The 25,684-nt window shown below is 66.0% G+C and carries 26 protein-coding genes, 2 tRNA genes and 1 pseudogene; 9 read left to right on the top strand and 20 right to left on the bottom strand.

Annotation, left to right across the window (positions count from 1 at the left end; translation table 11 throughout):
- The 3 genes from ACP69S_RS06430 to ACP69S_RS06440 all read right to left on the bottom strand — a co-directional run.
- Nucleotides 1-119, bottom strand: a 119-nt coding sequence (locus ACP69S_RS06430; RefSeq protein WP_425995007.1) for a GTP-binding protein, incomplete at its 3' end; no start/stop codon positions are given.
- A gap of 55 nt (nucleotides 120-174) precedes the next feature.
- Nucleotides 175-248 (bottom strand) — tRNA-Gly (locus tag ACP69S_RS06435).
- 94 nt (nucleotides 249-342) lie between these two features.
- A tRNA-Tyr gene (locus ACP69S_RS06440) sits at nucleotides 343-428 on the bottom strand.
- Between the two features lie 170 nt (nucleotides 429-598).
- Here ACP69S_RS06440 and rlmB point away from each other — a divergent pair.
- The 3 genes from rlmB (at nucleotide 599) to ACP69S_RS06455 (ending at nucleotide 3,984) form a co-directional block, all read left to right on the top strand.
- Nucleotides 599-1,423: a 23S rRNA (guanosine(2251)-2'-O)-methyltransferase RlmB gene (gene rlmB / locus ACP69S_RS06445; RefSeq protein WP_425995990.1), complete on the top strand. Its 825-nt coding sequence runs from the start codon at nucleotides 599-601 to the stop codon at nucleotides 1,421-1,423.
- Between the two features lie 120 nt (nucleotides 1,424-1,543).
- On the top strand, nucleotides 1,544-3,199 hold the full coding sequence (locus tag ACP69S_RS06450) for a hypothetical protein (protein WP_425995750.1): 1,656 nt from the start codon (nucleotides 1,544-1,546) through the stop codon (nucleotides 3,197-3,199).
- Between the two features lie 41 nt (nucleotides 3,200-3,240).
- Nucleotides 3,241-3,984 (top strand): TerC family protein, encoded by a 744-nt coding sequence (locus ACP69S_RS06455; protein WP_425995751.1) that lies wholly within the window; start codon nucleotides 3,241-3,243, stop codon nucleotides 3,982-3,984.
- 1 nt (nucleotide 3,985) lies between these two features.
- Here ACP69S_RS06455 and ACP69S_RS06460 read toward each other — a convergent pair whose 3' ends face one another.
- The 3 genes from ACP69S_RS06460 to ACP69S_RS06470 are packed head-to-tail and all read right to left on the bottom strand — an operon-like array spanning nucleotide 3,986 to nucleotide 6,530.
- On the bottom strand, nucleotides 3,986-4,420 hold the full coding sequence (locus tag ACP69S_RS06460) for a hypothetical protein (protein WP_425995752.1): 435 nt from the start codon (nucleotides 4,418-4,420) through the stop codon (nucleotides 3,986-3,988).
- Nucleotides 4,417-5,427 carry a phosphotransferase family protein gene (locus tag ACP69S_RS06465; protein ID WP_425995753.1) on the bottom strand — a complete coding sequence of 337 codons (1,011 nt, stop codon included), beginning with the start codon at nucleotides 5,425-5,427 and terminating at the stop codon, nucleotides 4,417-4,419. The genes ACP69S_RS06460 and ACP69S_RS06465 overlap by 4 nt, the downstream gene beginning before the upstream one ends.
- Nucleotides 5,424-6,530, bottom strand: a complete 1,107-nt coding sequence (locus tag ACP69S_RS06470; RefSeq protein ID WP_425995754.1) for a hypothetical protein — start codon at nucleotides 6,528-6,530, stop codon at nucleotides 5,424-5,426. The genes ACP69S_RS06465 and ACP69S_RS06470 overlap by 4 nt, the downstream gene beginning before the upstream one ends.
- 109 nt (nucleotides 6,531-6,639) lie before the next feature.
- Between ACP69S_RS06470 and ACP69S_RS06475 the strand changes: the two genes are divergently transcribed.
- Nucleotides 6,640-7,035: a DUF423 domain-containing protein gene (locus ACP69S_RS06475; protein ID WP_425995755.1), complete on the top strand. Its 396-nt coding sequence runs from the start codon at nucleotides 6,640-6,642 to the stop codon at nucleotides 7,033-7,035.
- 53 nt (nucleotides 7,036-7,088) lie between these two features.
- Here the strand turns inward: ACP69S_RS06475 and ACP69S_RS06480 are convergent, their stop codons facing one another.
- Nucleotides 7,089-8,306: a multidrug effflux MFS transporter gene (locus tag ACP69S_RS06480; RefSeq protein WP_425995756.1), complete on the bottom strand. Its 1,218-nt coding sequence runs from the start codon at nucleotides 8,304-8,306 to the stop codon at nucleotides 7,089-7,091.
- A gap of 153 nt (nucleotides 8,307-8,459) precedes the next feature.
- Here ACP69S_RS06480 and ACP69S_RS06485 point away from each other — a divergent pair, with 153 nt between their 5' ends.
- Nucleotides 8,460-9,422 (top strand): alpha/beta fold hydrolase, encoded by a 963-nt coding sequence (locus ACP69S_RS06485; RefSeq protein ID WP_425995991.1) that lies wholly within the window; start codon nucleotides 8,460-8,462, stop codon nucleotides 9,420-9,422.
- 4 nt (nucleotides 9,423-9,426) lie between these two features.
- On the opposite strand, the gene ACP69S_RS06490 is transcribed toward ACP69S_RS06485, so the two are convergent.
- Nucleotides 9,427-9,681: a low temperature requirement protein A gene (locus tag ACP69S_RS06490; RefSeq protein ID WP_425995757.1), complete on the bottom strand. Its 255-nt coding sequence runs from the start codon at nucleotides 9,679-9,681 to the stop codon at nucleotides 9,427-9,429.
- 98 nt (nucleotides 9,682-9,779) lie between these two features.
- Between ACP69S_RS06490 and pip the strand changes: the two genes are divergently transcribed.
- A complete protein-coding gene (gene pip, locus ACP69S_RS06495) occupies nucleotides 9,780-10,769 on the top strand; it encodes a prolyl aminopeptidase (protein ID WP_425995758.1) in 990 nt (329 codons plus the stop codon).
- A gap of 4 nt (nucleotides 10,770-10,773) precedes the next feature.
- Here the strand turns inward: pip and ACP69S_RS06500 are convergent, their stop codons facing one another.
- From ACP69S_RS06500 to ACP69S_RS06535, 8 genes are all read right to left on the bottom strand, one after another.
- Nucleotides 10,774-11,322, bottom strand: a complete 549-nt coding sequence (locus ACP69S_RS06500) for a GNAT family N-acetyltransferase (RefSeq protein ID WP_425995759.1) — start codon at nucleotides 11,320-11,322, stop codon at nucleotides 10,774-10,776.
- The gene (gene rodA / locus ACP69S_RS06505; protein ID WP_425995760.1) at nucleotides 11,322-12,479 is read right to left on the bottom strand and encodes a rod shape-determining protein RodA; all 1,158 of its coding nucleotides are present in this window, start codon (nucleotides 12,477-12,479) and stop codon (nucleotides 11,322-11,324) included. Before rodA ends, ACP69S_RS06500 begins: the two co-directional genes overlap by 1 nt.
- Nucleotides 12,476-14,482 carry a penicillin-binding protein 2 gene (mrdA, locus tag ACP69S_RS06510; protein ID WP_425995761.1) on the bottom strand — a complete coding sequence of 669 codons (2,007 nt, stop codon included), beginning with the start codon at nucleotides 14,480-14,482 and terminating at the stop codon, nucleotides 12,476-12,478. Before mrdA ends, rodA begins: the two co-directional genes overlap by 4 nt.
- A gap of 4 nt (nucleotides 14,483-14,486) precedes the next feature.
- Nucleotides 14,487-15,002 carry a hypothetical protein gene (locus ACP69S_RS06515; RefSeq protein ID WP_425995762.1) on the bottom strand — a complete coding sequence of 172 codons (516 nt, stop codon included), beginning with the start codon at nucleotides 15,000-15,002 and terminating at the stop codon, nucleotides 14,487-14,489.
- Complete coding sequence (mreC, locus tag ACP69S_RS06520; protein WP_425995763.1) at nucleotides 14,999-16,090, bottom strand: rod shape-determining protein MreC; 1,092 nt, start codon at nucleotides 16,088-16,090, stop codon at nucleotides 14,999-15,001. The genes ACP69S_RS06515 and mreC overlap by 4 nt, the downstream gene beginning before the upstream one ends.
- A gap of 48 nt (nucleotides 16,091-16,138) precedes the next feature.
- Nucleotides 16,139-17,182 carry a rod shape-determining protein gene (locus ACP69S_RS06525; RefSeq protein ID WP_004623009.1) on the bottom strand — a complete coding sequence of 348 codons (1,044 nt, stop codon included), beginning with the start codon at nucleotides 17,180-17,182 and terminating at the stop codon, nucleotides 16,139-16,141.
- A gap of 341 nt (nucleotides 17,183-17,523) precedes the next feature.
- Complete coding sequence (locus tag ACP69S_RS06530) at nucleotides 17,524-18,402, bottom strand: EamA/RhaT family transporter (RefSeq protein WP_425995764.1); 879 nt, start codon at nucleotides 18,400-18,402, stop codon at nucleotides 17,524-17,526.
- Nucleotides 18,399-18,989, bottom strand: coding sequence for an O-methyltransferase (locus ACP69S_RS06535; protein WP_425995765.1), 591 nt, complete (start codon nucleotides 18,987-18,989; stop codon nucleotides 18,399-18,401). Before ACP69S_RS06535 ends, ACP69S_RS06530 begins: the two co-directional genes overlap by 4 nt.
- A gap of 129 nt (nucleotides 18,990-19,118) precedes the next feature.
- On the opposite strand from ACP69S_RS06535, the gene ACP69S_RS06540 reads away from it, so the two are divergent.
- The gene (locus ACP69S_RS06540) at nucleotides 19,119-19,592 is read left to right on the top strand and encodes a hypothetical protein (protein WP_425995766.1); all 474 of its coding nucleotides are present in this window, start codon (nucleotides 19,119-19,121) and stop codon (nucleotides 19,590-19,592) included.
- On the opposite strand, the gene ACP69S_RS06545 is transcribed toward ACP69S_RS06540, so the two are convergent.
- The 3 genes and pseudogenes from ACP69S_RS06545 to ACP69S_RS06555 form a co-directional block, all read right to left on the bottom strand.
- Nucleotides 19,589-21,178, bottom strand: a complete 1,590-nt coding sequence (locus ACP69S_RS06545; protein WP_425995767.1) for a 2-isopropylmalate synthase — start codon at nucleotides 21,176-21,178, stop codon at nucleotides 19,589-19,591. The two genes, ACP69S_RS06540 and ACP69S_RS06545, sit on opposite strands and share 4 nt — an antisense overlap.
- Nucleotides 21,179-21,414: 236 nt before the next feature.
- Nucleotides 21,415-21,791: pseudogene (locus tag ACP69S_RS06550) on the bottom strand (alkyl sulfatase dimerization domain-containing protein); the annotation flags it as partial.
- Nucleotides 21,792-21,824: 33 nt separating this feature from the next.
- Complete coding sequence (locus ACP69S_RS06555; protein WP_425995992.1) at nucleotides 21,825-22,532, bottom strand: TVP38/TMEM64 family protein; 708 nt, start codon at nucleotides 22,530-22,532, stop codon at nucleotides 21,825-21,827.
- A gap of 219 nt (nucleotides 22,533-22,751) precedes the next feature.
- On the opposite strand from ACP69S_RS06555, the gene ACP69S_RS06560 reads away from it, so the two are divergent.
- Complete coding sequence (locus tag ACP69S_RS06560; RefSeq protein WP_425995768.1) at nucleotides 22,752-23,414, top strand: AAA family ATPase; 663 nt, start codon at nucleotides 22,752-22,754, stop codon at nucleotides 23,412-23,414.
- Nucleotides 23,415-23,567: 153 nt separating this feature from the next.
- Here the strand turns inward: ACP69S_RS06560 and ACP69S_RS06565 are convergent, their stop codons facing one another.
- Nucleotides 23,568-24,152, bottom strand: coding sequence for a hypothetical protein (locus ACP69S_RS06565; protein ID WP_425995769.1), 585 nt, complete (start codon nucleotides 24,150-24,152; stop codon nucleotides 23,568-23,570).
- A 282-nt stretch (nucleotides 24,153-24,434) separates the two neighbouring features.
- On the opposite strand from ACP69S_RS06565, the gene ACP69S_RS06570 reads away from it, so the two are divergent.
- Nucleotides 24,435-25,637, top strand: a complete 1,203-nt coding sequence (locus ACP69S_RS06570; protein WP_425995770.1) for a pyridoxal phosphate-dependent aminotransferase — start codon at nucleotides 24,435-24,437, stop codon at nucleotides 25,635-25,637.
- Nucleotides 25,638-25,684 lie beyond the last annotated feature (47 nt).

Genomic DNA, 25,684 nt, shown 5'->3' on the forward strand with positions numbered 1-25,684 from the left:
CCAATCTTGGACAGCGTAATGGTGATCGCGGCCGTCAGCGTCGTCTTGCCATGGTCAACGTGACCAATGGTGCCGATGTTGCAGTGCGGCTTGTTACGTTCGAACTTTTCCTTGGCCATGGTCTCTACCTTGCGCGCCGGCGGCTATGATTATGGGTCATTATATAGGGGGAGCTGGAGCGGGTAGCGGGAATCGAACCCGCATCCTCAGCTTGGAAGGCTGCTGCACTACCACTGTGCTATACCCGCCCAATATACCCCATCGGGCTAGCGGGGTCGCGGTCGGCTCCCGGTCTCTGGCTTTGGCGTCCTGTCTTGATCGCCCAGAGGAGGTCAACGCGCGTGGTGGGGGAAGCAGGACTCGAACCTGCGAAGGCGTACGCCAGGGGATTTACAGTCCCCCCCCTTTGCCACTCGGGACATTCCCCCAGCGCGCGTTGAGCGACCTCAGTGCGACCCTTCCCTTCCCGCAACGCCCGGCGAACCGCTCGTCATGAAAAAGGAACAAAGACTTCCTTGAACACTGTCGGACGGTGCTAAAGCAGCGCCGTCCTGGCTCGCGGAAACCCTCAGGGCCCCAAATCGGAGCGCGTCTTATAGTGTCCTCTCATTCCGAACGCAACGACCGCCGGAAGCCTTCTGCACCAGGACGTGACTTTAGTCACAAGCCTCGGAATAAGCAGAGCTTTTCCAAGGGGGGCGATGACGCGAAGGACTGGATTTGGGGGACCCACGCCGTTGAGGCGGCCTTGAGCAACCCCGCCAGACCCGCTCCGAAGCGCCTTCTGGTGACCGCCGACAGGGCCAAGCGACTCGCGCCAGATATCGCCAAGCTGCCTTGCGTGCAGATCATGGAAGGCAAGGATATCGCCCGCCAGCTGCCCCAGGGCGCCGTGCATCAGGGCATCGCCCTCAAGATCGACGAGCCCGAACCGCTGTCGATCGCCGAGATCGGCGCGCCGGCCCAAGGCGTGATCGTCATGCTCGACCAGATCACCGATCCCCAGAACATCGGCGCGATCTTCCGGTCGGCCGCCGCCTTCGGGGTCCGAGCCGCCATTCTGCAGGATCGTCACGCGCCGGCGCTGACCGGCGTTCTGGCCAAGACGGCGGTCGGCGCAGTGGACAAGGTGCCCTATGTCCGTGTCGTCAATCTGTCACGCGCGCTGGAGGAACTGGCCGACATGGGTTGGCGCGCCGTTGGCCTCGCCGGCGAGGCTGAAGAAACACTCGAAAATGTGCTCGACGGCACGCCGACCGTACTTGTTCTGGGTTCGGAGGGTGAAGGCGTGCGCCGATTGGTGGCAGAGCATTGTGATGCAATGGGAAAAATTGCCATGCCCGGCGGCTTTGAGAGCCTGAATGTGTCTGCTGCGGCAGCAATAGCGCTCTATGAGGCGTCACGAGTTTCCCGCAGAGGATGAAATCGGTTCGTGAATCTTCTTTAACCGTTTTGATTTCGTCGCACGCTCATGCTTCTCTCACGGACTAGTGTTCCGCGAGCGCTGCTCGTCGGGAAAACTGGCATGGGATCGGGGGACCCGATGTTTGGACGTCATACGCGTTTGGCGGCTCTGAGCGCTTCGGCGCTGAGCGTCTTGGTGCTTGCCGGTTGCGGCGCGGGGGATGTGGACACCACACCGCCCTACGCCATGAACGACGCCAGCGCCGGGACCTCGCCGGATCTGATGGGCGCGCCGCCGGCGCCGGACGCTGGCTCGGCGCCCGATGGGCTGCTGGGCGCGCCGACTGCGGCCACCTCGCCCGTCGCGGTGACTGCCGGACCCTCTCCTGCGGCCAAGGGCCTGAAAACCTGGCGTCGGCCGGACGGAACCCTGGTGACGGCCATGCGGCCGATTCCCAATCCCAAGGAGCGTCGCGCGGCTCGCTATGCGCCGCGTGCGTCTTCCGCGCCCGCACGCCGCGCCGTCGTCGCGACCGCGCCGGTTGCCAAGCCCGTTGCCGTCGCTGCTGTCAAACCCGCGGCGGTCATCGCCCCTCCCGTCCTGAAGCCCATCACGCCGGTCAAGCCCGTCGCGCCGCTGGCCAAGGCTCCGACGCCCGCTATTGCGACCGTCGTGGCGCTCAAGCCGCCGACCAAGCTCGACCAGCTTCAAGCTGCTATCGCGCCCGCGGCCACCAAGGGCGCCGTCCTGGCTGCTGGAGACAGCCTGGGCAAAGGCGAGGCCGGACAGGTCACTCTGTCCCTGCCAGCCACTTTGGGCGACATGATCAAGGCCGAGGCCGCCAAGCTGGGCCTCACCAAGGCCGCCAAGAAGACCAGCGCCTACGCCAAGCTCGAAGGCGAAGGTTATGAGGTCACGCCGAACGGCAAACAGACCGCCGTGGTCAAGCCGGGCGAGCCCACCACCTTCGCTTGGCAGGTCAAGCCCGGCGAAGAGGCCAAGGGCCAGCTGAAGTCGGACTTCGGCATCGACCTGAACGGCGTCAAGCCCGCGCAGTCCTTCTCGCTGGGCGAGATCGTCAAGCGCGTTGCGCCGCTGAAGGAAGAAGCCAAGAAGAAGACCAACGGCCTGCTGTCCAAGCTGAACATGCCAGGTCTCGATGGTCAGGTCGTGCTGCCGGGCCTGGGTCAGACGCCGATGAAATCGGTTCTGGGCGGCGCCCTGGTGCTGCTGGCCGTCCTCATTCTGGCGATCATCTCGCGCAACGCCGCGGCCGGTCGCGCCCAGGCCGAGCGCCGTCGCAAGTTCCGCACCCTCACCGACTATGGTCGCAACGAGATGGAACTGGGCGACGATGCGCCGAAGACCGCGCACGTCTCCTACGTCAATCCGATGGTCGCCGCCGCTGGCGGAGCTGTCGCCGCCACCGCGTTGAGCCATGGTCATGACGATCATGCTCATGCCGACGATCATGGCCACGCCGACAATGGTCATGAGGCGCAGGCTCATGGCGATCACGCACATGATGGTCATGGGCATGATCTGCACGCCGACGCCCATCCCGATCCGCATGCGCCGGCCGAGCATGTCGCCTATGTGAACCCGATGGTCGCCGCGTCGCATGCGCCGGCCCACGGCGAGCATGCCCATGACGATCAAGGTCACGACGCGCACGGTCATGACGACCATGCCGCCGACCACGGCCATGACGCCCATGCCCACGACAATCACGCGCACGAGGGCCATGGCCACGACGCCAAGCACGGCAAGGAACTCGAGCACGCCCACCACTAGGTCGTGCTTGCAACACCGCCCGCCCTGCCGCATGAGGAGTCATGTTTGACGCTCTGATCGCCCAGGCGGGCGGGCTCGAAGGCCCGATGTTCGCCTTCCTGCAAGTCCTGATGATCGACCTTGTTCTGGCCGGCGACAACGCCGTCGCCGTCGGCCTCGCGGCCGGCGGTTTGCCGGCCAAGGAACGCCGCAAGGTCATTATGTATGGCTTGGGCGCGGCCGTGGTCCTGCGGATCGGCTTTGCCCTGATCACCACCTGGCTGCTGGGCGTCATCGGCCTGCTGCTGGCTGGCGGCGTGCTTCTGCTCTGGGTCTGCTGGAAGATGTGGCGCGAGATGCGCGAGCAGGCCACTCACGATCAGGCCGACGCTGTCGCCTCGATCGACGGCGATCCGACGACCGAACCACGCGCCCGACCGGTCAAGACCTTCAAGCAGGCCTTCATCCAGGTGCTGATCGCCGACGTCTCCATGTCGCTCGACAACGTTCTGGCCGTGGCCGGCGCCGCCCGCGAACACCCCGGCATCCTGGTCTTCGGCCTGCTGCTGTCGATCATCCTGATGGGCGTCGCCGCCTCGGCCATCGCCAACCTGCTGCACAAGCATCGCTGGATCGGCTTCGTCGGCCTGGCCATCGTGCTCTACGTCTCCGCCCACATGATCTGGGAAGGCCACCGCAGCGTGGTCATGGATCTGGGCAAGACCGACGCCTACAATGCCTCGGCGCCAGCCTTCATTGACATCGGTCCAGAGGAACTGGCCGATCACATGAAGCACAAAAAGTAGGTTAGCGCCCCGGCAACGGCGGCATCACCAGCCGTCGGGCGTGAGCCATGTCGCGGTAGAGGCGCAGGATCGCATGGTCGCGCTCGGTGTCGCCCGCAGCCTCGACAGCTTCGTGCAACGCGATCAGCGCCCGGCGCAAGGCGGCGTTGGCGCGATCCAGCCCGGCCAATGTAAAATCGTCGACGGAGCCTGCGGTGGCAGCCGCAGCGAAGACCTCGCCATGGACGGGTGCGGCTTCCGACAACAGCACGCGGATCGCGTCATTCTCCCAGACCCGCGCCGTCAACCCGCGCTCGGCCTCCTGGGCCGCCAGCAGCGACAGCAGGGCTGTGGCCCCCACCCTGCCGGCCATGAACTCGCCCGCTGATTCCGGCGGGGGCGGATCGGCCAGACACAGGAAATTGCCGACGAGGATATCGGGCAGGCTTGGGGTCATGACAGGCCCTCCAGACGCATGAGGCCGTCGGCCAGGATCTGATCGTGTCGCCTGGCGGTGTACCAGCCGGAAAAGGCCAGGACCGGATCCTTGAAGCCGCCGTCGCGATACTCCCGCGCCGCCGAGGTCCAGATCGCCTGACCCTTGACCGCGCTGAACAGCCGCCACCATGCCAGGGCCTTGGGGTCGACCGGCAAGCCGCTGACCCTGCTCCAGATCGCCAGGGCTTCGTTTTTCGGAATCATCCCGGCCACGCGTGTATCGTCATAGTGACCCCAGAGCGGATCTATCGCCCAGGCCACGTCCTCCAGCGGGTCGCCCAGATGCGCCATTTCCCAGTCGAGGATCGCCAGAATCGTCCCCTGGCCGTCATGCAGGAAATTGCCGGTGCGATAGTCGCCGTGCACCACCCGCACAACAGCGGCCGGCGGCGGCGGGGCGCGGCGCAGGCGGCGGATGGCGGCGCGCACGATGGGTTGTGGATGCTGCTCGTCGGCCTCGATCACGCCGGCCCAGTGGTCCAGCGCAACGCGCCAACAGTCGCCGGGGTCGGGCGTTACCGCTGCCTTGGCCAACGGCAGGCCAGCCGGATCGGTCGCCGCGATGGCGCCCAGGGCAGCGAAAAAGGTCTCGCCGATGGCCTGGGCATGCGGGCCGTACGGCTGGACGGTGAAGGGCGAGGCCGCCGCGCCGCCATCGACGCGGCTCATGATGAAGAACGGCCGTTCCAGCTCCGCGCCTTGCGCCTCCAGCACGACCGGTTCAGGCACGGGCGCGCGGCCGTGGAAAGACTGGATGGCCAGGTATTCCAGCCTGCGATCCGTCTCGATCAGGCTGGCGGGGGGATCGCGGCGCAAGATCAGCGGCCGCACTTCGCCATCGACCGCTGCATCAAAGCGGTAGGTCTCCCGGCTGGCCCCGCCGGGAATGCGCGAAAGGTCCAGCACCTTGGTCGGTGATGCGAAGTGACGGGTCAGATAGGTTTCAAGCTGCTCCGCCAGCGTCATGGAGCGACATCCAGGATAGACTTGAAGCCCGATGGCCCGTGTGGCCCCAGCGCCAGTTGTTCGAACACCCCGCGCCCGACGCGACTGCGCCCCCGAGCGTCGGTGAAGACGACCCGGCTGAGCGCCTGGACGTGCATGTGATGCGGCAGGCGTCGGTCGAGATCGGCGGCGGCGAAATCTTCGCGCTCCACGGCCAGCTCGCCGTGATTGAGCCCATGACCCCATGCGGGGTGGCTATAGCCCAAGCCCAGCATGAAGAACTCGGCCTGCGGCTCGATCACCACTTTGCCATCGGCGCCGAGGTCGAGCCTCGCCGCCGAGGCATGACGAGAGCCGGGCCGCCAGTCGATGGCCCAGGTCGCTTGCTCGAACTCGCCCTTCCCGTCTTCGCGAGCCCCGTCATCGAGCCAGACGGCGCGGCGATTCCAGGGTCGGCCAAGTTCGTCGTCGTTAGTGTGGAAAAACAGGCTCCCGTCCTCGAAGCTGCACGGCGACCATAGCCAGAAGAACTGGGGCATGGTCGGCGGAGCCATATCCTGCGGATCGCGCGCCCCGACGGGCCGCACGCCCCACGACCGGTCGCGGGTACCGACATAGCCATCGACGGCTGAGCGGACGCCATCGACCTCGATCCAGCCGCTGTAACGGCCGTTCTGGGTCAGGCGGGTATAGTCCAGGACTGTGCGCGGGCCACTGCGGCGGATGAAGCGCGGCTCTTCGACGGGAAAGGCCCGGCCTTCGAAGACGATCTCGGCGCGGATGGCGTGCTCGGGCGCCTCGACCGTGAGCTTGAGGCGTTGAAGCGGCGCCAGCACATCGATGCGGATCGGCCCGACGGTCAGGTCCATCCGCTCCATGCGCAGCCATCGGCTGGCGTGCAGATTGACCTGCTTGCCGTCCTTCATCACGCAAAAGGCGGCGTCGGCGATGTTCAGATGCGGATAGACGCCGAACGCGGCGGCGAAGAACAGATCGCTGCCATCGCCGTCAAGCGCGTAGCCGTTGAAGAAATAGCGGTCGTAGAAGTTCCGATCCGTACCGGCATAGGCGACCGGCTCCGGCGTCTGATGGATCGGATAATCGTCGCCCCAGGTGAGCGCCATGCCGTCCTCCCGACTGCCCGCGCCGGCCCTCTGACGGGGTGGCTTTACGGGCAGGTGAACAACGTTAAGGTCGCGCCAGACGATTGCAACAGTGACGGAGCGTAAGCCGATGGCCGCCTGGACACCCAAGACCTGGACACCCCGGATTTGGACGGGCCTGGCGGCGCTGAGCGGCCTGTGCGCCGTCGCACTGGGAGCCTTTGCGGCGCATGGCGTGGAGGCGCCCAAGCCGGCCGAATGGCTGGACACTGGCTCGCTCTATCAGATGACCCACGCTCTGGCGGTGTTCGGCGCATTCGCCCTGCACAGGGCCGGCGCGCGCGGCATGGGTCTGGTCGCCGGCCTGTTCCTGGTCGGAACGCTGCTGTTCTCCGGTTCGCTCTACGCGATGGCTCTGGGCGGTCCGCGCGTGCTTGGCGCGGTGACGCCGTTGGGCGGCTTGGCCTTCATGGCGGGCTGGGCGCTTTTGGCCTGGCGAGCTTTTACCCTGCCGCCGCAAGCGTGACAGCCGAAAGGGGACGCCGGTTTCGGCGCCCGTCACGCGCCTGAGAATAGAGCCTAGGCTTCGGCTTTCGCGCCGCCCTCGGGCAAGGCGAGCAGGAAGATGGCGAGGGACGAGCCGACAAGACAGATGACCATGACGCTCGCCATGGGGCGCGCTGTGCCATCGTGAAGCAAGCTCCCGACCCACGACGCCAAGGCGCCAAAGGCGAAGGACGCCGAGCCCATCAGGGCCGAGGTCGAGCCCGCTCGCCTCGGATCGACACTGAGCGCCCCGGCCATGGTGTTGCCGGCCATCAAGCCGTAGGTCGACAAGGCCAGGAACAGCAGCGGCAGGACGGTCCACTGCTCGCCCAGACCTGACCAAGCCGCGACCGCCAGCAACAGGGCGCAGACAATGGACGCCACGCTGGCCCGCATCAGCACCCGATCCGGGGTGGTTCGACGCAGCAGCAGACGGTTCACCTGGCCAGCGCCGATAATGCCAACCGCGTTGAGCGCGAAGATGATGTTGAACACCAGCGGCGAGTGGCCATAGGTGCTCATGATCAGGTCCGGCGCCCCGGCGATGTAGCTGAACAGCACCGCGCTGTTCAGCATGCCGGCCATTCCGTATCCGACCAGACGTCGCATGCCCAGCAAGGCTGCGAACGCCTTCAAAGGGTTCTCCGACCGCGCCTGGGCCTCGGTCTCTGCGGATCGGGACTCGCCGAGTCCCAGCGCCACCCAGAGACCGATGGCGAGACCAAACACCGCCAGTGTCCAGAAGACACCACGCCAGCCGGCAATCAACTGGATCAGCCCGCCGAACTGCGGCGCCAGAACCGGCGCCAGCCCCATGATCAGGGTCATCAGCGACAAAACGCGAGCGGTGTCGGCATGGCCAAATTTGTCGCGCACCACGGCCCGCGCCACCACGGCGCCGGCGCAGCCGCCGAGAGCTTGAACGAAACGGGCGGCGATCAAGGCCTCAATGGTCGGCGCCAGGGCGCAGGCGATCGACGCCACGACATACAGACCGACGCCGAACAGGATGGGACCCCGTCGTCCAAGACGGTCGGACGCGGGACCGTAAACGACTTGTCCGATCGCCATGCCCGCGAAGAAGGCCGCCAGGGTCGCCTGGGTCTGATCGGCGCCTGCGTTCAGAGCGCGTCCGATCGCCGGCAGGCTCGACAGGTACATGTCGATCGACATCGGCGCGAACGCGGTCAAGGCGCCCAGCAGCAGGATCAATTTCCACGGCGTGACGGCGGGCGGAGCTAGAGCGTTCATGCGCAGCTTCTACTCCCGTTTGACGTTAGGTGAACACCTTATCCGGCTTGCGGCTGGTTGAACGCAGGCCCAAGGTGATCGGCAATCATATAGGGCAGGAAATCAGCAGGAGACGCTATGAGCCGCACTGAGGCGCGACCGCTCGCCCCGCCGATGCCGCAGCCGTCGTTCGCGACGATCAATGGCATACGGATGGCCTATTACGAGGCCGGTCCGCGCCAGGGCGTTCCCGTCGTGCTCTGCCATGGCTTTCCCGAGTTCTCCTATTCCTGGCGCCATCAGGTCGCCGCGCTGGCGGCTGCCGGGCGGTGGGTAATCGCGCCGGATCAGCGCGGCTATGGCCTCACCGACCGTCCCGAGGCCCTCCAGGCTTATGACATGGAGCATCTGACCGGCGATCTGGTCGGGTTGCTCGACCACCTGGGCGTCGAAAAGGCGGTATTCTGCGGTCACGACTGGGGCGGCATCATCGTCTGGGCCATGCCGTTGCTGCACCCGACGCGCTGCGCCGGGATCATTGGCCTCAACACACCGTTCGTACCGCGCCTGCCGGTGGATCCGATCGAGATGTTCCGCCACGCCTATGGCGACGAGATGTATATCGTCCATTTCCAGAAGCCCGGCGTCGCCGACGCTCAGCTTGGCGCCGATCCGGGCAAGACCATCCGCTTCTTCATGCGCGCGCCCGCCGATGGCGTGGAGGCCTTCGAGGCCCGTCCCGCCGAGCGCCGCAGCCTGGCGCTTCAAGAAGGCCTGGCGCGCTACGATCCGGCCAATGATCCGTTGCAGTTCCTGCGCCCGGAGGAACTGGCGGTATTCACCGAAAGCTTCGAGCGCACCGGCTTTACCGGCGGCATCAACTGGTATCGCAACTTCACCCGCAACTGGGAGCGGTCAGAACACCTGCCGCGACGCATCGACGGCATGCCCTGCCTGATGATCATGGCCGAGCACGACGTGGTCCTGCCGCCCTCGCTCTGCGACCGGATGGGCGAGCAGATCGAGGATCTGGAAAAGGTGCTGATCGAGGGCAGCGGTCACTGGACCCAGCAGGAGAAGCCGGCGGAGGTGAACACCGCCATTCTCGACTGGCTGGATCGGCGCTTTCCGGCCTGACTGGTCAGGCCCCGCCGCCAGCCAGCACCTGGGCCCGGCGGCGCATCGCGGCCGCCAGCTGCAGCATGGCCAGGGCGGAGGTCTCGTCCCGCTCGGCGGCGCGCATCGAATAGACCTGGGCCAGGGCGAACAGCGCCTCGGCGCGATCCACGCCGCCGTCGGCGAAGGTCTCGCCGATGGTGCGGTCCAGTTCGGCCAGCTGGCGCGGGGTGAGCATGCCCAGCAGCTCTTCGTCGGTCAGATCTTCAGGCGAGTCCATCAGCGGAAGATAGCAACTCGGCGAGCTTGCGTATCCCTGAAGGCTTCAAGATCGATCTTCCGTTCACAGGAGGGCGTGAAGCGCGCTAGGTTCTGGGGATGGATCGTAACGCCTCCTCCATCGTCATGTCCTCGACCGGCCGGCGCGGCCTGTTTCGCGAAGTCGAGCCCTATTCGTTCGGCTGGATGCCCACGGGCGGCCCGCATGAGATCTATTACGAAGAATGCGGCAACCCGCGCGGCAAGCCTTGCGTGATCCTGCACGGCGGTCCGGGCGGGGCGGTCAATCCGACCATGCGGCGGTTCTTCGACCCGGCCAAATGGCGCATGACCCTGTTCGACCAGCGCGGCTGCGGACGTTCGCGCCCCAATGCCAGCCTCGAGGACAACACCACCTGGAGCCTGATCGAGGACATCGAACGCCTTCGCGAGCATCTGGGTGTCGAGAAGTGGACGGTGTTCGGCGGCTCCTGGGGTTCGACCCTGGCCCTGGCCTACGCCATCAAGCATCCCGACCGCGTCGAGGGTCTGGTGCTGCGCGGCATCTTCCTGCTGACCGAGAAGGAACTGCGCTGGTTCTACCAGGAAGGCGCGTCGATGCTGTTTCCCGACGCCTGGGAGCGGTTCTTGGCGCCTATCCCGGAGGAAGAGCGCGGCGACCTGATGAGCGCCTATCACCGGCGACTGGTGGCCCAGGACCGCAAGGTTCAGCTGGAAGCCGCCGCCGCCTGGAGCCAGTGGGAAGGCGACACCATCTCACTGCGAGGACCGGAGGCCCGCCCCCCGAAATTCAACGAAGAAGACTTCGCCATCGCCTTCGCGCGGATCGAATGCCACTTCTTCACCAACCGGGGTTTCTTCGATCACGACGGCTGGATCCTGAAGAACATCGACAAGATCAAGCACATACCGGGCTGGATCGTTCAGGGCCGCTTTGACGTGGTCACACCGTTAGACAGCGCCTGGAAGCTGCACAAGGCCTGGCCGCAGGCCCGCTTCGACATCATCTGGGACGCCGGTCACGCCTCAACCGAGCCGGGGGTCATCGACGGACTGGTCCGCGCCACCGAGGCTGCGCTGGTTTCCTGAAGTCCTAGGTCGGCCGACCGATCGCCTGAACGCCGCACCACTCCCAGCGGTCCCGCGCCGGCGAATGGACCAGGCGCTGGCCCGTCGGGGTCATGCCTAGGCGCCGCATGATCGCGAAAGACGCTGCGTTCTCACGCTGGGCGACTGCCTCGATGACCCGCATCGGCAGCAGATCCCACATCGCCGCGATGGCCGCCCTCCCCGCTTCGACCATGTAGCCCTGGCCATGGGCATGCTCGGCCAGATGATAGCCGACATCGACAGGGTCCGGGGCGTCGGCGGTTCCGCCGCCGAAGCCGCCGATCAAGACGCCGTCGGACAACCGCTCGATCGCATAGCCCACGTGCCATCCGGCCAGCGCGCCCTGGCGCGCGGTTGCGATCCGCTCGGCGGCCAATGCGACGGACACCGGGTCCGGCCAGGTCGCCAGCCAACGGGTAACGGCCGGGGTGAGGTTGGCGGCCAGGACGGGTGCGTCCGAGATACGGAAGCAGCGCAGCTTGAGACGCGGCGTCGTCAGGACAGGCAGCGGTTCGGCGGCCTCGTTCTGCATTACATCAGCGAGCCCTTGCCGCTGGTCACTTCGGTGTAGCGATGCACTCGCACGGCCTGCACCAGGCCAAAGCCGATCATCACCGTCAACATCACGGTGCCGCCGTAAGACAACATCGGCATGGGCACGCCGACCACGGGAGCCATACCCATGACCATGGCGCCATTGATCATCACATAGAGCGCGAAGGTGGCCGTGGTCCCGGCCGCCGCCAGGCGCCCGAAATGGCTGTGGCTGATCGAGGCGATGCGCAGGGCCATGAAGATCACGACGCCATACAGGAAGAGAACGCTGAAGCAGCCCGCGAAGCCGAACTCCTCGGCCAGGGTGGCGAAGATGAAGTCGGTCTGTTTCTCGGGCAGGAAGTTCAGCTGGCTCTGTGAGCCCAGGCCAAAGCCCTTGCCCATCAAGCCGCCCGAGCCGAGGGCGATCTTGGACTGCACGATCTGGTAGCCCTTGCCTGACGGGTCGCTCTCCGGGTTCATGAAGGTCAGGATGCGGTTGCGCTGATATTCGTGCAGCACGAACAGCACAAAGGGCGGAAGGGCGACAAGCGCCCCCACTACACCCGCGACAATGATCTTCCACGACAGTCCCGCCAGGATGACGATCGCCAGGCCCGTGGCCGCGATCAGCACCGCCGTGCCAAGATCTGGCTGGTGGGCCACCAGCAGCACGGGCGCGCCGATCATCAGCGCCGGGACCAGCAGGCGCCAAGACATCCGGGCGCTGTCGGCGGATAGGCCGTGATAGTAGCGGGCCAAGGCCAGGACGAGGCCCACCTTCATGATTTCGGAGGGTTGGAAGCGGAAGCCGCCAATTGACAGCCAGCGCTGGGCGCCGAGCGAGGTGTCGCCGACCACTTCAACGGCGACCAGCAGGACCAGACCTGCAACATAGACCGGATAGGCGATAATGAACCACAGGCGCAGGTCGACCATGGCCAACACGATCATGATCACGAAATAGATGCCGAAGCGCACCAGATGCTTGGCCGCCCAGGGTTCCCACGAGGCGCCGGCGATCGAGAACAGCATCAGCGCGCCCGCGCCGGCGATCAGGCAGAGCGCCAGACAGAACGTCCAGTCGATCTCCATGAACTTGATAATCGGCCGGTCGCGTTCGCCGGGCCGGCTGAGGCCGCCGCTAAGGGTCATTCTTGCGGCTCCTGCTGCGCGGCCGGCGGCGGCGCGCTCACGATCGGATCCTCGGGCGCAGCGCCTTCGATTACCTCTTCGGGTGGGACGTCGGGCAAGGGCATTGGCTTTTCGATGCGGGCGCGAATTTCCGGATCCTTCAGCAGGGCCACGCGCATCACCTCGCGCGCCCGAGGCGCGCCGGCGACGGCGCCGCCCAGGCCCCCGTGCTCGATGATAACCGATACCGCGTAGCGCGGATCGTCATAGGGGGCGAAGGCGACGAACAGGTTGTGGTCCCTGAGCCTCCAGGTCGTCGCATAGCCCTTGCGGTTGGCCACCCCGTCATAGCTGCGGACCTGGGCCGTGCCGGTCTTGCCGGCCATCTGCACGTCACCCAGGCCGAGTTGGCTTTGCCGATAGGCCGTGCCGCGCACGTCGTTGGCGACGGCGGCCATGGCGCCCCGCACATAGGCCAGATGCTCGGCCGAGAACGGCAGGTCGGGCACAGCCGCGCCACTGGGCTGCTCGACCCCTCCGACTGACTTGATCAGGCGCGGGGTCAGGGCCTTCTTGCCGTTGGCCAGGCGCGCGGTCATTACCGCCAGCTGGAGGGCGTTGACCGTCAGGGCCCCTTGCCCGATCGCGTAGCTAGGGGTTTCGCCAGGAAACCAGATTTGGTTGGCGGGATTTTTCTTAAAGGCCCGTTTCTTCCAGGCCCGGTCGGGGACGTTACCCTTCTTCTGGCCGGGAATGCCGATGTCGAACAGCTGGCCGAAACCCACGGCCCGCGCCGCGTTGGCGATGGCGTCGGGGCCGATCTTCAGCGATGTCTGATAGAAATAGACGTCGCACGAGTTCTTGATCGCGTCGTGCAGGTTCTGCGAGCCGTGGCCGCGCGGCTCCCAGCACCGCCAAGTGCGGCCGCCATAGTACCAGCTGCCGCCGCAATTGATCCGCACCTCGGGATCGATGCCGGCGGTAAGAGCCGCTAAGCCCACGGTCGGCTTGAAGGTCGAGCCCGGCGGGAAGGTGCCGGTCATCGACTTGTCGAGCAGGGGTTTGCGTTCGTATTCCGACAGCGCCTTGTATTCCGGGCCGCTAAGTCCCTTGACGAAGCGGTTGGCGTCGAAGCTGGGCGCCGAGACCATGCACAAGATGTCGCCGTTGCGGCAGTCCATCAGCACGATGGCGCCGCTCTCCTCGCCCATCACCTCGAGGGCGCGGTTCTGGATGTCGGCGTCGAGGGTGAGGCGAATTTCCTTACCCGGCGTCGGCCGGATATCCCCCTCGGGGTCCAGGCGCACGACACGGCCCAGGGAGTCGACCTCTGCCTTGGTCGCGCCGGCGCGGCCTCGCAGGTCGATGTCGAAGGCCTTCTCCACGCCCTGTTTGCCGATCCGGAAGCCGGGATGGTGCAGCAGATCCTGATCCTGGGTCGGGTCCTTTTCGGCCGCCGTCAGGTCGCGGTCCGAGACCTTGGCGACATAGCCGATCACGTGGGCGAAGGCTCCGCCGAACGGATAGACCCGCACCTCGCCCATGTCGGCGGTGACGCCCGGCAGTTCCGGCGCGCGGATATTGACCCGGGAGAACTCTTCCCAGCTCATGTCTTCCATGATCGCCACCGGCGCCTTGCGGGGCGCGCGGGCGATGTCCTTGATCAGGCGAGCGCGGCGCGAGCCATCGATGGGCACCAGCTTGGACAGGTCGTCGAGGGCGGCCTCGACATCCATGCCCTTGTCCTTGGTGATCATCAGCCGGAAGTTTGGCCGGTTGGACGCCAGGGGAACGCCGTTACGGTCGAGGATCAAGCCGCGCGGCGGCGGCATCAGGCGGTAGTTGAACTGATTGCCGGCCGATAGCTTCTGGTACCGCTGAGCCTCGACCAGCTGCAGCTGCGCCAGACGACCGCCCAAGGCCAGCAGACCAGCGCCCGCCAAGCCGCCCATCAGGAACGCGCGCCGGTGGAAGACCCCCTGGCGTTCATTGACCTCGAAAAACAGGATTGACGGTTCGCTCATCGCCCTACCGGAAACGGACGTCGGCATCGTCGAAGCGATCGACGAGGCGGTGGGCGAACGGGAACAGCAGCGCCGTGGCCAGGAACTGCCAGAACACGGCCAGCAAGCTGGGCATGGCCAGGCTATCCAGCATCGAGAACAGGAAGCCCGCGCCCATCGCCACGGCGGTGACGCCCGCGAACCAAGCCCACATCATCGGTCGGCTCTGACCCGTCATCATGTTGCGGGCGATGAGCACCATGGCATAGGCGACCAGCAGGGACAGGCCCCAAAGTCCCGTTGGTCCGCCCCAGAACAGGTCGAGAAACAGACCGAGCAGCAGGATGGCGAACGGGGCCAGGATCGACGGTCGGATCAGGGCCCAGGCGAACGCCGGGATCATGGCGAACACCGGCTCGGGCAGTTGCAGGCCCCAAATGCGCAGCGGCGCCGAAAACACGATGGTCGCCCCTATGCAGACCAGCAGCGGAATACCCAGCCAGCGCGCCGGGTGCAGAGGCTTGGCGCCGCGCATGCTCATTGCGGCGCCCCGACGACCGGCGTTGGCGTCACGGGCCTGGGAGCGGCAGGTTTGGGCGCAGCAGGTTTGGGCGCAGCAGGTTTGGGCGGGGGTGGTTTAGGCGTCGAGGTTGCGGCTGGCGCGGTCGTGGCCGGAGCAGCCGGCGGCTTCGCGATGGGAGCTGGCGCGCTGAGGATCGAAGTCTGCGGATCTTCGGTCGTCACTGGCGGCAGGGTGCGGGTCTGCAACTGCTTTTCGTCGGCCAGCTGAGCGAAGTCCTTGAAGAGCAGGATGCGGACAAAGTCTATGGCCGCGTCGTCGGCAAACAGCACCACGCGCCAGCGACCGTCCAGACCCTTCACCGCCGCGCCCACCGGCAGGCCGCGCGGCACCACGCCGCCGTCGCCGGAGGTCACGACCCGGTCGCCCTCCTGGATCGGATCGACGCCGCGCAGATATTCCAGCTTGGGGTTGGGGCCGCCATCGCCGGTCAGGATAGCGCGGGCGTTGGTGCGGTCGATCATCACCGGAGTGCGCGAGGCGATGTCGGTCAGCAGCAGCACCCGACTGGCCCCGCGCGAAACGCCAACGATGCGGCCTACCAGGCCACGCTCATTGAGCACAGGATTGCCGACCAGCACGCCCTTTTCCGAGCCGGCGTCGGCCAGGCGAGTATTGGCGAACGGCCCCCTGCTGTCGCTGACCACGCGCGCCGAGGCCATCGGAATCGGCGGATCAGTCTTCAGCCCCAGCAGCGACTTGTAACGGTCGTTGGTGTCCTGCAGCGCCAGCGCCTGATCGCGCCAATGGCGCAGATCGGCGATCTCGGCTTTCAACCGACGGTTTTCCGAAGCGGTGAAGAAGTAGCTACGGGCGAAATCAAGCCCCAGGCCCGTCCAGCGTCCCGGTGCGGCGATGACGCCGCTGACCGGCTTCGACACCGTGTCGACCGTCTGACGGGTCACGCCATAGGCATGGTCTTGGAGCGTCTCGCGCCGGTCCGCCAGCAGGAACGCCACCGCGATCACGACCGCGACGATAAGCGCCACGGCCGCGGTCCAGGTGAGCGGCACTTTCAGGTCGCCGAGGGGACCTTCGCGAAAGGGCACTGACGGTTTCTCCCGACGCCCCCCAGGCGCCTTTGTCGGAACTTAGGCCTAGGCCAGGGTGGATTCCAGCACGCCCTTCATCCACTTGGGATGCTCGAGCACCTTGCCGCAGCCCAGGGCCACGCAGGACAGCGGATCATCGGCCACGGTGACCGGCAGGCCGGTGTGGTCGCGGATCTCGGCGTCCAGGCCGCGCAGCAGCGCGCCGCCGCCCGTCAGCATGATGCCCTTGTCGGCGATGTCGGAGGCCAGTTCCGGGGGTGTGGCTTCCAGCGCGACCTTCACGGCCTCGACGATCTGCCCGACCGGTTCGGCCAGGGCGTCGGCGGCCTGCTTCTCGCTGATGCGGACTTCGCGCGGCACGCCCTGCATAAGGTCGCGGCCCTTGACGTCGATCGACAGGCCTTCGCCGTCAGCCGGAGCCCGGGCGGTGCCGATTTCCTTCTTGATGCGCTCGGCGGTCGTCTCGCCGATAAGCAGATTATGGTGGCGACGCATGTAGCTGATGATCGCCTCGTCCATCTTGTCGCCGCCGACCCGGACCGAACGTGAATAGACAATGCCCGACAGCGACAGCACGGCCACCTCGGTAGTGCCGCCGCCGATATCGACGACCATCGAGCCGGTGGGCTCGTGGATCGGCAGGCCGGCGCCGATCGCGGCGGCCATCGGCTCGTCGATCAGGCCGACGCGGCGGGCCGAGGCGTTCAGGCAGCTGTCATTGATAGCGCGACGCTCGACAGCGGTAGCGCCCGACGGCACGCAGACGATAACCTTGGGGTTCACGAAGCCCTTGCGGTTGTGAACCTTGCGGATGAAATATTTGATCATCTCTTCGGCGACTTCGAAGTCGGCGATGACCCCGTCGCGCATCGGACGGATGGCTTCCATGTGGCCGGGCGTGCGGCCCAGCATCTGCTTGGCCTCTATTCCCACGGCGTGGACGATCTTGCGACCACCGACATTGCGAAGCGCCACCACCGACGGTTCGTTCAGAACGATGCCCTTGCCCTTCATATAGATAAGGGTGTTGGCCGTACCAAGGTCGATGGCGATGTCGTTGGAGATCACGCCGAAGAGGGAAGAAAACATTGAAAGCCCTGACTGAGGGATAGAGGGGCAAGACGCGGCAATTCAAGACAAGGGCGGGTTGAGAACGGTCCGGCGCACGAAGCGGACTTCATGCGCGAATCTCTCCTAACCCACTACCGAACAAGGACAACATGATTCCCCGGAATCGCCGTCTCATCTGGGTCTTCGTGCTCCGGGACACGACGGTAGCGCCGCCCCGTGGCCGCGCCGTCGCCTGACACCCCCCAAAGCGCGTCGACATCGCCCGTTTGCCCTGCGAAAGCGTTGATTTCAAGGTCTATTCGCGGCTCGTCCAAAGGCAATTTCCGCAAGGGTCGCCAAGCACTGTATCATGGCGAAATCTAGCCGACCGCAGCCATGATCACGCCGGCCGCCGTGATCAGTCCAGCGAATATCTGAAGGCGGGTCAGGCGCTCCGCGAACAGACGCCGCCCGGCCAAGGCGGCAATGGGCATTTCGATCACGCCGACCGCCCGAACAGGCCCCACGGGGCTCAGCGCCATCGCCGTGAACCACAGGCCCGAGGCCGCCGCTCCACAGAAACCGGCGCCCAGCGATTGTCGCCAGACCGCAACCACCGCTGTCAGGGCGGCGGGATTGCGGACGGCCAGGAAACTGGTCAGGACCACGGTCTGGATGGCCTGCACCACCATCACCGTGACGAAGGCCGAAACCACCGCATGCGCGGGATCGAGGGTCAGACTGGCTTGACGGAAACAATTGGCGCTGAGCGCGAACAGCGCGCCGGAGCCAAGGCCCGCCAGCGCCGCGCCGCGCCGCATGACGACATCGCCCCTCGGCCAGGTCAGGGCGGCCAGCCCCGCTGACGCGATCAACCCGCCGGTCCACATCAGCGCGCTGATGTGGTCGCCAAACAGCAAGGCCCCCCACACCAGAGCGAACGGCAGGCCGCTCTGCTGCATCGCTGTGCCCAGAGCGAAAGTCGAGCGGTGCATGGCGACCAGCTGGGCCGCCGTTGCGGCCATCTGCGCGCCCGCGCCCAAGGCGCAGGCCAGCCAGAACCAAGCGGTCGGATGGGCTTGGGCGCCCGGGGTCAGCAGCCAGGCGACGGCCGCAAACAGGGTCGCGAATGGCAAGCCGAACAGAAACCGCACCAGGGTCGCGCCCCACGGCCCCGCCCCACCCATGACCGAGCGTTGGGCGGCGTTGCGGGCGACCTGCAGGGCGGCCGCGGCGATCGTAATGGGAATCCAGATCATGGCCGTCGCGCCGCCAGGATCAAACCCGAAGCCCAGGACAGGCTGACAGCCGTGAGGTCGGCATGGCTCTTGAGGCGCGCGGTCAGATCGTCAACCCGCGCCTGGTGATTGTCCGGCCAATTGGGCTGGGGAAGCATGTCATCGACCACATAAAGCCCGCCCGGCGCCAGCAACGCCAGGGTTTCATCCAAACCGTCGTACTTGCCGGGCCAGGCGTCGGCGAAGATCAGGTCGAAGACCCCCACCGCCTGCCCGCGCAAGAAGTCCAGACCATCGGCGACCACGAAGGTTACGCGCGGGTCTTGACCCAACGCCTCGCGCGCCACGGCCTGGACGCGGGCGTCGTTGTCGATGCTGACCAGGGACGCGGCGGCGTCCATGCCTGCCACAAGAGCGGCCGTGGCCAGGCCCGTGCCCGTTCCGAGCTCCAGAAAAAGTCCGCCGGGCTTGGAGGTCGCCAGCAGTCGCAACATCGCGCCGGCGTCGGCCTCGGATGGCATGTCAAAACCGAGAGCCGCCGTGCGGGCGCCGATTTTCCGCCAGTTGGCGGGCAGGACGTTCTGGTTGTCGCCGAACCTCAAGGTCATCGACCGTTTCCTTACGCCGCTCTTATGCGGGCGGGCTGTTTTCGAATGGAGCCCTTTCGGGGCCTGGGCGCAAAACGCTGCATCGGCTTCGTCGCGTGACGGGCCGTTTCAGTAGAAGGCAGTTCGACAATGTCGCTCCATCCCATCAGGCAGGCCGCCCAGTTCCTGCTCGGCGTCCCGACGCAAGGGATCAACCCCGTGCTCGACCGTATGCTGGACCTGGCTCAGGCCACGCCGCTCTGCTTCGTGGCCGTGGCCGGGCCCGATGCGGGAGAAGCGATGAGTCAGCTATGGCGACGCGGCTATCAGCGCGTCGAGGCGGCGCGTCGCGCCACCTGCCGCGCGGCCGACGAGCAAAGCGACGTTCTGCTGATCCTGGGCTGCGAGACCCTGGCCGACGCGCGCGCCATCGCGGCCTCGACCATGTCGATGCTGCGTCCCGGCGGTACGCTGATCATCGACGCCGGAGCGTTCCTCGACGAAGCGCCGCACAGGATGCTCTGCGACAGCCTCCGCGACCTGGGCCTGGAGACCCAACCGCAGGCCTATCTGTCGGCGGAGATCCTGGCGACGCGTCCCTGGAGCCGCAGCCGGGCTGCTTAGAACCCGCTGGCGATCGCCGCCTCGGGGCGGCTCTTTTCCTTGCGGGCAAAGAGGTTATTGAGCGCGTTCACATAGGCCTTTGCAGAGGCAGTAAGCGTGTCGGTATCGGCGGCCTGGCCGGTGGCGATGCGGCCATCCTCTTCCAGACGCACCGAGACCTGAGCCTGGGCGTCTGTGCCTTCGGTCACTGCATGCACCTGGAACAGGCGCAGGGCGGCGCTGTGGGGCACGATCTTGTGGATGGCGTTGAACACGGCGTCCACGGGACCGTCGCCGGTCGCTTCGGCGGTGCGTTCCTGGCCGTCGACATCCAGAGTCAACTCGGCCGACTGGCCTTCGGTGCCGGCCACCACGCGCAGGTGCAGAACGCGGATTTTCTCCGAGCCACGCGCCAGGGCGTCGTCGACCAGGGCGATGATGTCGTCGTCGTAGACATGCTTCTTGCGGTCGGCCAGGTCCTTGAAGCGGCCGAAAGCCTCCTTCAGGGCGTTATGACCCAGCTCGTAGCCCAGGTCCTTCAGCTTGGCGCGGAAGGCGTGGCTGCCTGAGTGCTTGCCCATAACCAGGCTGGACGGCGCCTGGCCGACCGATTCCGGGGTCATGATCTCGTAGGTTTCGCGGTTCTTCAACATCCCGTCCTGGTGGATGCCGCTTTCATGCGCGAAGGCGTTCTTGCCGACGATGGCCTTGTTGTACTGCACCGGGAAACCGGTGATGGCCGAGACATAGCGGCTGGCGCGGGTGATGTGGGTGGTGTCGATCTTGGTCTCGTAAGGCAGGCGGTCGCCGCGCACCTTCAGGGCCATGACGATCTCTTCCAGGGCGGCGTTGCCGGCCCGCTCGCCCAGGCCGTTGATCGCGCACTCGATCTGGCGCGCTCCGCCCTGAACGCCGGCCAGGCTGTTGGCCACAGCCAAGCCCAGGTCGTTATGGCAATGGGTCGAGAAGATCACCCTGTCGGCGCCCTCGACGTTCTGGGTCATCCAGCCAAACAGGTCGGCATATTCCGACGGATAGGTGTAGCCGACGGTATCAGGCAGGTTGATCGTGGTCGCGCCGGCCTTGATGGCGGTCTCGATCGCGCGGCGCAGGAACTGGCGGTCGCTGCGGGTGGCGTCCTCGGCCGACCACTCCACGTCGTCGCGCAGGTTGCGGGCATGGGTCACCGAGCGGGCGATCACGTCGATGACGGCGTCCGGCTCCATCTGCAGCTTATGCTTCATGTGCAGGTCGCTGGTGGCGATAACCACATGAATCCGCCCGCGCTGAGTGCCCTTCAGGGCTTCGGCGCAGCGGTCGATATCAACCTGATGGGCGCGACACAGGCCCGCGATGGTCGAGTTCTTGACGATCTTGGCGATCTCGCGCACCGCCTCGAAATCACCATTCGAGGCGATCGGGAAGCCGGCCTCGATGACATCGACGCCCATTTCCTCGAGGATCTTGGCCAGTTCCAGCTTTTCGTCATGCGACATCGACGCGCCGGGCGATTGCTCGCCGTCGCGCATGGTGGTGTCGAAGATCACGACGTTGTCGCGCTTGTCGAAAGCCCCCGAAGACGAGGGGGTGGACGATACGGAGGTCATTTGATTACTCGTCGGAAGGTGTCTGCGTGCGGGCGGCTGCGGGTAAATCATCCCCTGCGCGCCCGGCCACGACGATGCGTGACCCTAGAGCGCCCAGGGGCTGGTAAGCCGAAGCAGAAGCAGAGTGCGCGCGACGTTCATGCGTACTTTCTACACATCGCCCCCAAATCCAGCAAGCATTTTGCGCCTAGAGCGCGATTGGCCGCACGCAACGCAACTTCCATCCAAACATCAAACTATTTGAGGCGCGTCACGATCGGAAAATCGTTCGGGAAGGCGTCAAACCACCCCGACAGCCGCCCATGGCGGCCCGATCGCCCTCGAGCTTGACCTCGCCGGCCAGTATCTTGGGCAGCAGAGGCATTCCCCGGAACAGCGAGTCGAGAAACACGGGGCGGGCCACGGTCAGGGTGGCGTCGGCGGCCATGGCCTTGACCTTGTCGGCCCCGCCCATCGCCGTGACATAGCGCTTGCCCGTTTCGGCCGGCGGCGCGGGAGCGAGATGCGCCGGGTTGGCGTCATACCAGCCCGTGTAGCGCTGATAGACCGCGCGACTATTGAAGCTCATGCTTCCGTAGTCGCGCCTGGCGAACCGCGACGCGCGAAGCCCTGGGGTTGCCGGACGCGCAGGAGCCAGCCGTGCTGGCTAGTCAGCCGCCTCGCGCTTCTTGAGCCAGGCGCGGGCCACCAGGCCCGCGACGATCCAGATGGTGATCGCGATAACCAGCAGCACGATATGCTGCGTGCCGCCGCCTCGCATGGCCTGGACGATCGAATTGCCGGCAAAGGCGGTCAGGGCGATCTTCGGGACGATGCCGATGGCGGTGCCCGCCGCGAAGTCGCGCAGTTTCATCGGCGTCACGCCCGCCGCCATATTGACGACGATGAAGGGCGCAGAGGGCACCAGCCGCACGATCAGGCTGGCCAGAAAGCCGTTCTTGCCGATCAGCTTCATGAACTTGGCCACGCCTTCGCCTGCGAAGTCGCGCAACACCTTGGCTCCGAAAGCCCGACCCAGCCAGAAACCGACCAGCGACGAGACCAGGGTGCCGATCCAGCTGTAGGCGAAGCCCGTCACTGGTCCGAACGCAACCACCGCCGCGGCGATCAGCACGAACTGCGGCACGCCGATGAAAGCCAGGGCGGCGAAAGCCCCTACCGCCACCGGCAGAGCCCAGGGACCATGAGCAGCGCCCAGCCAATGCTCGACAGCCATTTCTCCGTCCAGGCCCAGCATCCGGGCGCCGAACAGGAAGACGATCCCAACCCCGCCGAACAGCACAAAGGACACCGCCACCGTGCGCCAGGCGCGGGCGTCCATATTCGTCACGAACTCGATGAGGCGGCGCATCACGCCCCCTGCCTCGCCCATGGGCGCCAGTGGGTCAAGCATTGGCGACTCGCATGGCGCCTCAATGGCGGGCGAATTAACCACGCCGCAGCCCCTAACCCTTGTTTTTCAAAGGGCGGCACTCGCCTGCGACGACAATTCGGTTGCTAAGGTTTCACATTACACTGTTACTTATCCACAGGCCGGTAGGGGCAATACCGTGTCTGAACTGGAGTTACGGACGTGAAGACCGTCGCTGTGATTTCTCGCAAAGGCGGGGCCGGCAAGACCACGCTGTCGGTAAACCTGGCCATCACCGCCCATCTGGCGGGGATGAAGACGATGCTGGCCGACATTGATCCGCAGCGTTCCGCGACCGATGTCATGAAAGCTCGCCTGGACCCCGGCCCGGCCCTGATGGAAATCAACGCCGGCAAGCTCTTTCAGACCAAGACCCACGCCGAATATTCCGGCCTGGACCTGCTGATCGTCGACACCCCGGCCGCGCCGGACACCGACGTGCTGCAGGCGGTGCAGTGCGCCGACCTCTGCGTGCTGGTCTGCCGCCCAACGTTCCTGGACATCGCTTCCGTAGCGCGCTCGGCCGAGGCCGTTCGGCGCCTGGGCAAGAAGGCGGTGATCGTCCTCAACCAGGCCCCACCCCGCCGCAATGGCGTGGAGCCGACCAGCGTCACCAAGGCCGCCGAGGCCCTGCGCTTCGCCGGCATGCCGGTGGCGCCCATCGGCCTGCGCGCCCGCGCCGCCTTCCAGCAGTCGATCGCCCATGGCCGCTCGGTCTGCGAGTGGGAGCCCGGATCGGCAGCCAGCCAGGAAATCGAGCGCCTTTGGGGCCATATCGTTCCGATGCTGCACGGTCAGGTCGATCTTGAGACCCGCGCGGGCTGATCGGCTTGGCTTGCTATAGCCCTTTCCGACCTGATGGCTTCATCAGGGTCGGGCGAAAAAGGCTCTAAATCATAAGCTTAGAGCCTTTTCCGATAACCGTTTCACACTTATCGGAAAATGCTCCAGAGGCGGCCTTCGCCAACAGCGTCGCGACTAGTTGGTCAGCTTCGACAGGTCGTAGTCCGGACCGAAATCCAGCACGAACACCGGCCCAAGCACCACCGTCTGCCTGGCAGAAGCCAGATGCAGCGAGACGTTGCCGCCGCCGGCCGGGATGTCGATGACCGCCTTGCCCGGCACCGTGTGCATCGCCCATTCGCCGCCGACCTTGACCGAGCCCTGCAGGGCGGCGTCATAGGGCGCGATGGACTGCTGTATCCGCGCGCCCGAGATCGTCGCCGTGGCCGGCCCGCCGTCGACGCTCTCGGCCTTGGCCCAGAAGGCCAGAAGCAAGGTGTCGCCCTTGGCGATCTTGCCGCTGATCGGCTGCTGGGCGGCCACGGCCCACGGCTGGGCGCTGGCGGCCACGACTTCGACGCGCATCCCACCGCCGCCGACCACCGTCTTGTCCTTGACCGGCTTGCTGGTCTGACCCGCGCCTTGGACTTGCCAGTTGGCCGAGGGCTTGTTGATGGCCTTCTGCAGGATGTCGCCATCCTTGTCCTGACGCGCCAGGACCGACGATCCAGCGCCGACAGCCAGCGCCACGAGCGACGCGGCGACGATGACAGCTTTCATGCTGCTCCCTCCCCTTGTTTAATATGAACGAAATCATCCTTCAGGACGGCTCCGGCGTTTCCTCCAGGGTTGGCCGATCGAACGGTCCAAAGCCCTGATTGTTTTTATTGATGGTAGCGCTACCGTCTGATTGGGGCCGATGCAAGACGCGCGAGGGCCACAGGCCTGTCGCCCAAAGGCCTCACCTGCCGCAAGAGCGCCTTCCCCGCGTTGCGCCGCAGCAAGTGGAGGCGTAAAGACCGCCGCAATCCTGAAAACCGATTTCCCAGGGGAGTCCCAAGAATGTCGCTCGAGTCCGCCGCCCTGCGGCGCATCGCACCGTCGGCCACCATCGCCATCAGCGCCAAGGCGCGCGCGTTGAAGCTCGCCGGCCGTGACATCATCGCCCTATCGGCGGGCGAGCCCGACTTCGACACTCCGGACAATATCAAGGAAGCCGGCATCGCGGCGATCCGCGCCGGCAAGACCAAGTACACCGACCCCGACGGCATGCCCGAACTGAAGGCGGCGATCTGCGCCAAGTTCAAGCGCGAGAACGGCCTCGACTACAAGCCAAGCCAGGTCCACGTCGCGCCGGGCGGCAAGCCGGTGATCTTCAACGCCCTGGTCGCCACCCTGAACCCGGGCGACGAGGTGATCATCCCTGCCCCGTACTGGGTGTCGTATCCCGACATGACCCTGCTGGCCGGCGGCACGCCCGTGCCGGTCGAAACCACAGCCGAAAGCGGCTTCAAGCTAACGCCGGAAGCGCTCGAACAGGTCATCACGCCCAAGTCCAAGTGGCTGATCATCAACAGCCCGTCCAACCCCTCGGGCGGCGCCTACACCCGCTCCGAGCTGCAGGCCATCGCCGACGTGCTGCTCAAGCACCCGCAGGTCTGGGTGCTGACCGACGACATGTACGAGCACCTGGTGTTCGACGACTTCGAGTTCACCACCATCGCCCAGGTCGAGCCCAGGCTCTACGACCGCACCCTGACGATGAACGGCGTGTCCAAGGCCTACGCCATGACCGGATGGCGGATCGGCTACGCCGCCGGCCCCGAGCCGCTGATCAAGGCCATGGCCAAGATGATCAGCCAGACGACCTCGAACCCGTCGTCCATCTCGCAATGGGCGGCCCTCGAAGCGCTGAACGGCACGCAGGACTTCATCAAGCCCAACGCCAAGCTGTTCCAGGAACGCCGCGACCTGGTCGTGTCGATGCTGAACCAGGCCACCGGCATCCACTGCCCGACCCCGGAAGGCGCCTTCTACGTCTATCCGTCCTGCGCAGGCCTGATCGGCAAGACAGCGCCGAGCGGCAAGCTCATCGAAAGCGACGAGGATTTTGCCGTCGAATTGCTGGAGACCGAAGGCGTCGCCGTGGTCCATGGCGCGGCTTTCGGCCTCTCTCCGTTCTTCCGGATCAGCTACGCCACCAGCAACGATGTGCTGGAAGATGCCTGCTCGCGGATCCAACGTTTCTGCGGCAACGTTACCTAATTCGATAAAATCCTCCCCCTCGGGGGAGGATTCCACTGCGCATCGCG

The sequence above is a fragment of the Caulobacter sp. DWR1-3-2b1 genome (genome assembly GCF_049895765.1).
Classification (GTDB): Bacteria; Pseudomonadota; Alphaproteobacteria; order Caulobacterales; family Caulobacteraceae; genus Caulobacter.

Bases quoted from the DNA above. Each gene is read 5' to 3' on its own strand.
- ACP69S_RS06450 (WP_425995750.1), top strand. From the start codon at position 1,544: ATGTTTGGACGTCATACGCGTTTGGCGGCTCTGAGCGCTTCGGCGCTG.
- ACP69S_RS06455 (WP_425995751.1), top strand. From the start codon at position 3,241: ATGTTTGACGCTCTGATCGCCCAGGCGGGCGGGCTCGAAGGCCCGATG.
- ACP69S_RS06460 (WP_425995752.1), bottom strand. From the start codon at position 4,420: ATGACCCCAAGCCTGCCCGATATCCTCGTCGGCAATTTCCTGTGTCTG.
- ACP69S_RS06465 (WP_425995753.1), bottom strand. From the start codon at position 5,427: ATGACGCTGGCGGAGCAGCTTGAAACCTATCTGACCCGTCACTTCGCA.
- ACP69S_RS06470 (WP_425995754.1), bottom strand. From the start codon at position 6,530: ATGGCGCTCACCTGGGGCGACGATTATCCGATCCATCAGACGCCGGAG.
- ACP69S_RS06475 (WP_425995755.1), top strand. From the start codon at position 6,640: ATGGCCGCCTGGACACCCAAGACCTGGACACCCCGGATTTGGACGGGC.
- ACP69S_RS06480 (WP_425995756.1), bottom strand. From the start codon at position 8,306: ATGAACGCTCTAGCTCCGCCCGCCGTCACGCCGTGGAAATTGATCCTG.
- ACP69S_RS06485 (WP_425995991.1), top strand. From the start codon at position 8,460: ATGCCGCAGCCGTCGTTCGCGACGATCAATGGCATACGGATGGCCTAT.
- ACP69S_RS06490 (WP_425995757.1), bottom strand. From the start codon at position 9,681: ATGGACTCGCCTGAAGATCTGACCGACGAAGAGCTGCTGGGCATGCTC.
- pip (WP_425995758.1), top strand. From the start codon at position 9,780: ATGGATCGTAACGCCTCCTCCATCGTCATGTCCTCGACCGGCCGGCGC.
- ACP69S_RS06500 (WP_425995759.1), bottom strand. From the start codon at position 11,322: ATGCAGAACGAGGCCGCCGAACCGCTGCCTGTCCTGACGACGCCGCGT.
- rodA (WP_425995760.1), bottom strand. From the start codon at position 12,479: ATGACCCTTAGCGGCGGCCTCAGCCGGCCCGGCGAACGCGACCGGCCG.
- mrdA (WP_425995761.1), bottom strand. From the start codon at position 14,482: ATGAGCGAACCGTCAATCCTGTTTTTCGAGGTCAATGAACGCCAGGGG.
- ACP69S_RS06515 (WP_425995762.1), bottom strand. From the start codon at position 15,002: ATGAGCATGCGCGGCGCCAAGCCTCTGCACCCGGCGCGCTGGCTGGGT.
- ACP69S_RS06525 (WP_004623009.1), bottom strand. From the start codon at position 17,182: ATGTTTTCTTCCCTCTTCGGCGTGATCTCCAACGACATCGCCATCGAC.
- ACP69S_RS06530 (WP_425995764.1), bottom strand. From the start codon at position 18,402: ATGATCTGGATTCCCATTACGATCGCCGCGGCCGCCCTGCAGGTCGCC.
- ACP69S_RS06535 (WP_425995765.1), bottom strand. From the start codon at position 18,989: ATGACCTTGAGGTTCGGCGACAACCAGAACGTCCTGCCCGCCAACTGG.
- ACP69S_RS06540 (WP_425995766.1), top strand. From the start codon at position 19,119: ATGTCGCTCCATCCCATCAGGCAGGCCGCCCAGTTCCTGCTCGGCGTC.
- ACP69S_RS06545 (WP_425995767.1), bottom strand. From the start codon at position 21,178: ATGACCTCCGTATCGTCCACCCCCTCGTCTTCGGGGGCTTTCGACAAG.
- ACP69S_RS06565 (WP_425995769.1), bottom strand. From the start codon at position 24,152: ATGAAAGCTGTCATCGTCGCCGCGTCGCTCGTGGCGCTGGCTGTCGGC.
- ACP69S_RS06570 (WP_425995770.1), top strand. From the start codon at position 24,435: ATGTCGCTCGAGTCCGCCGCCCTGCGGCGCATCGCACCGTCGGCCACC.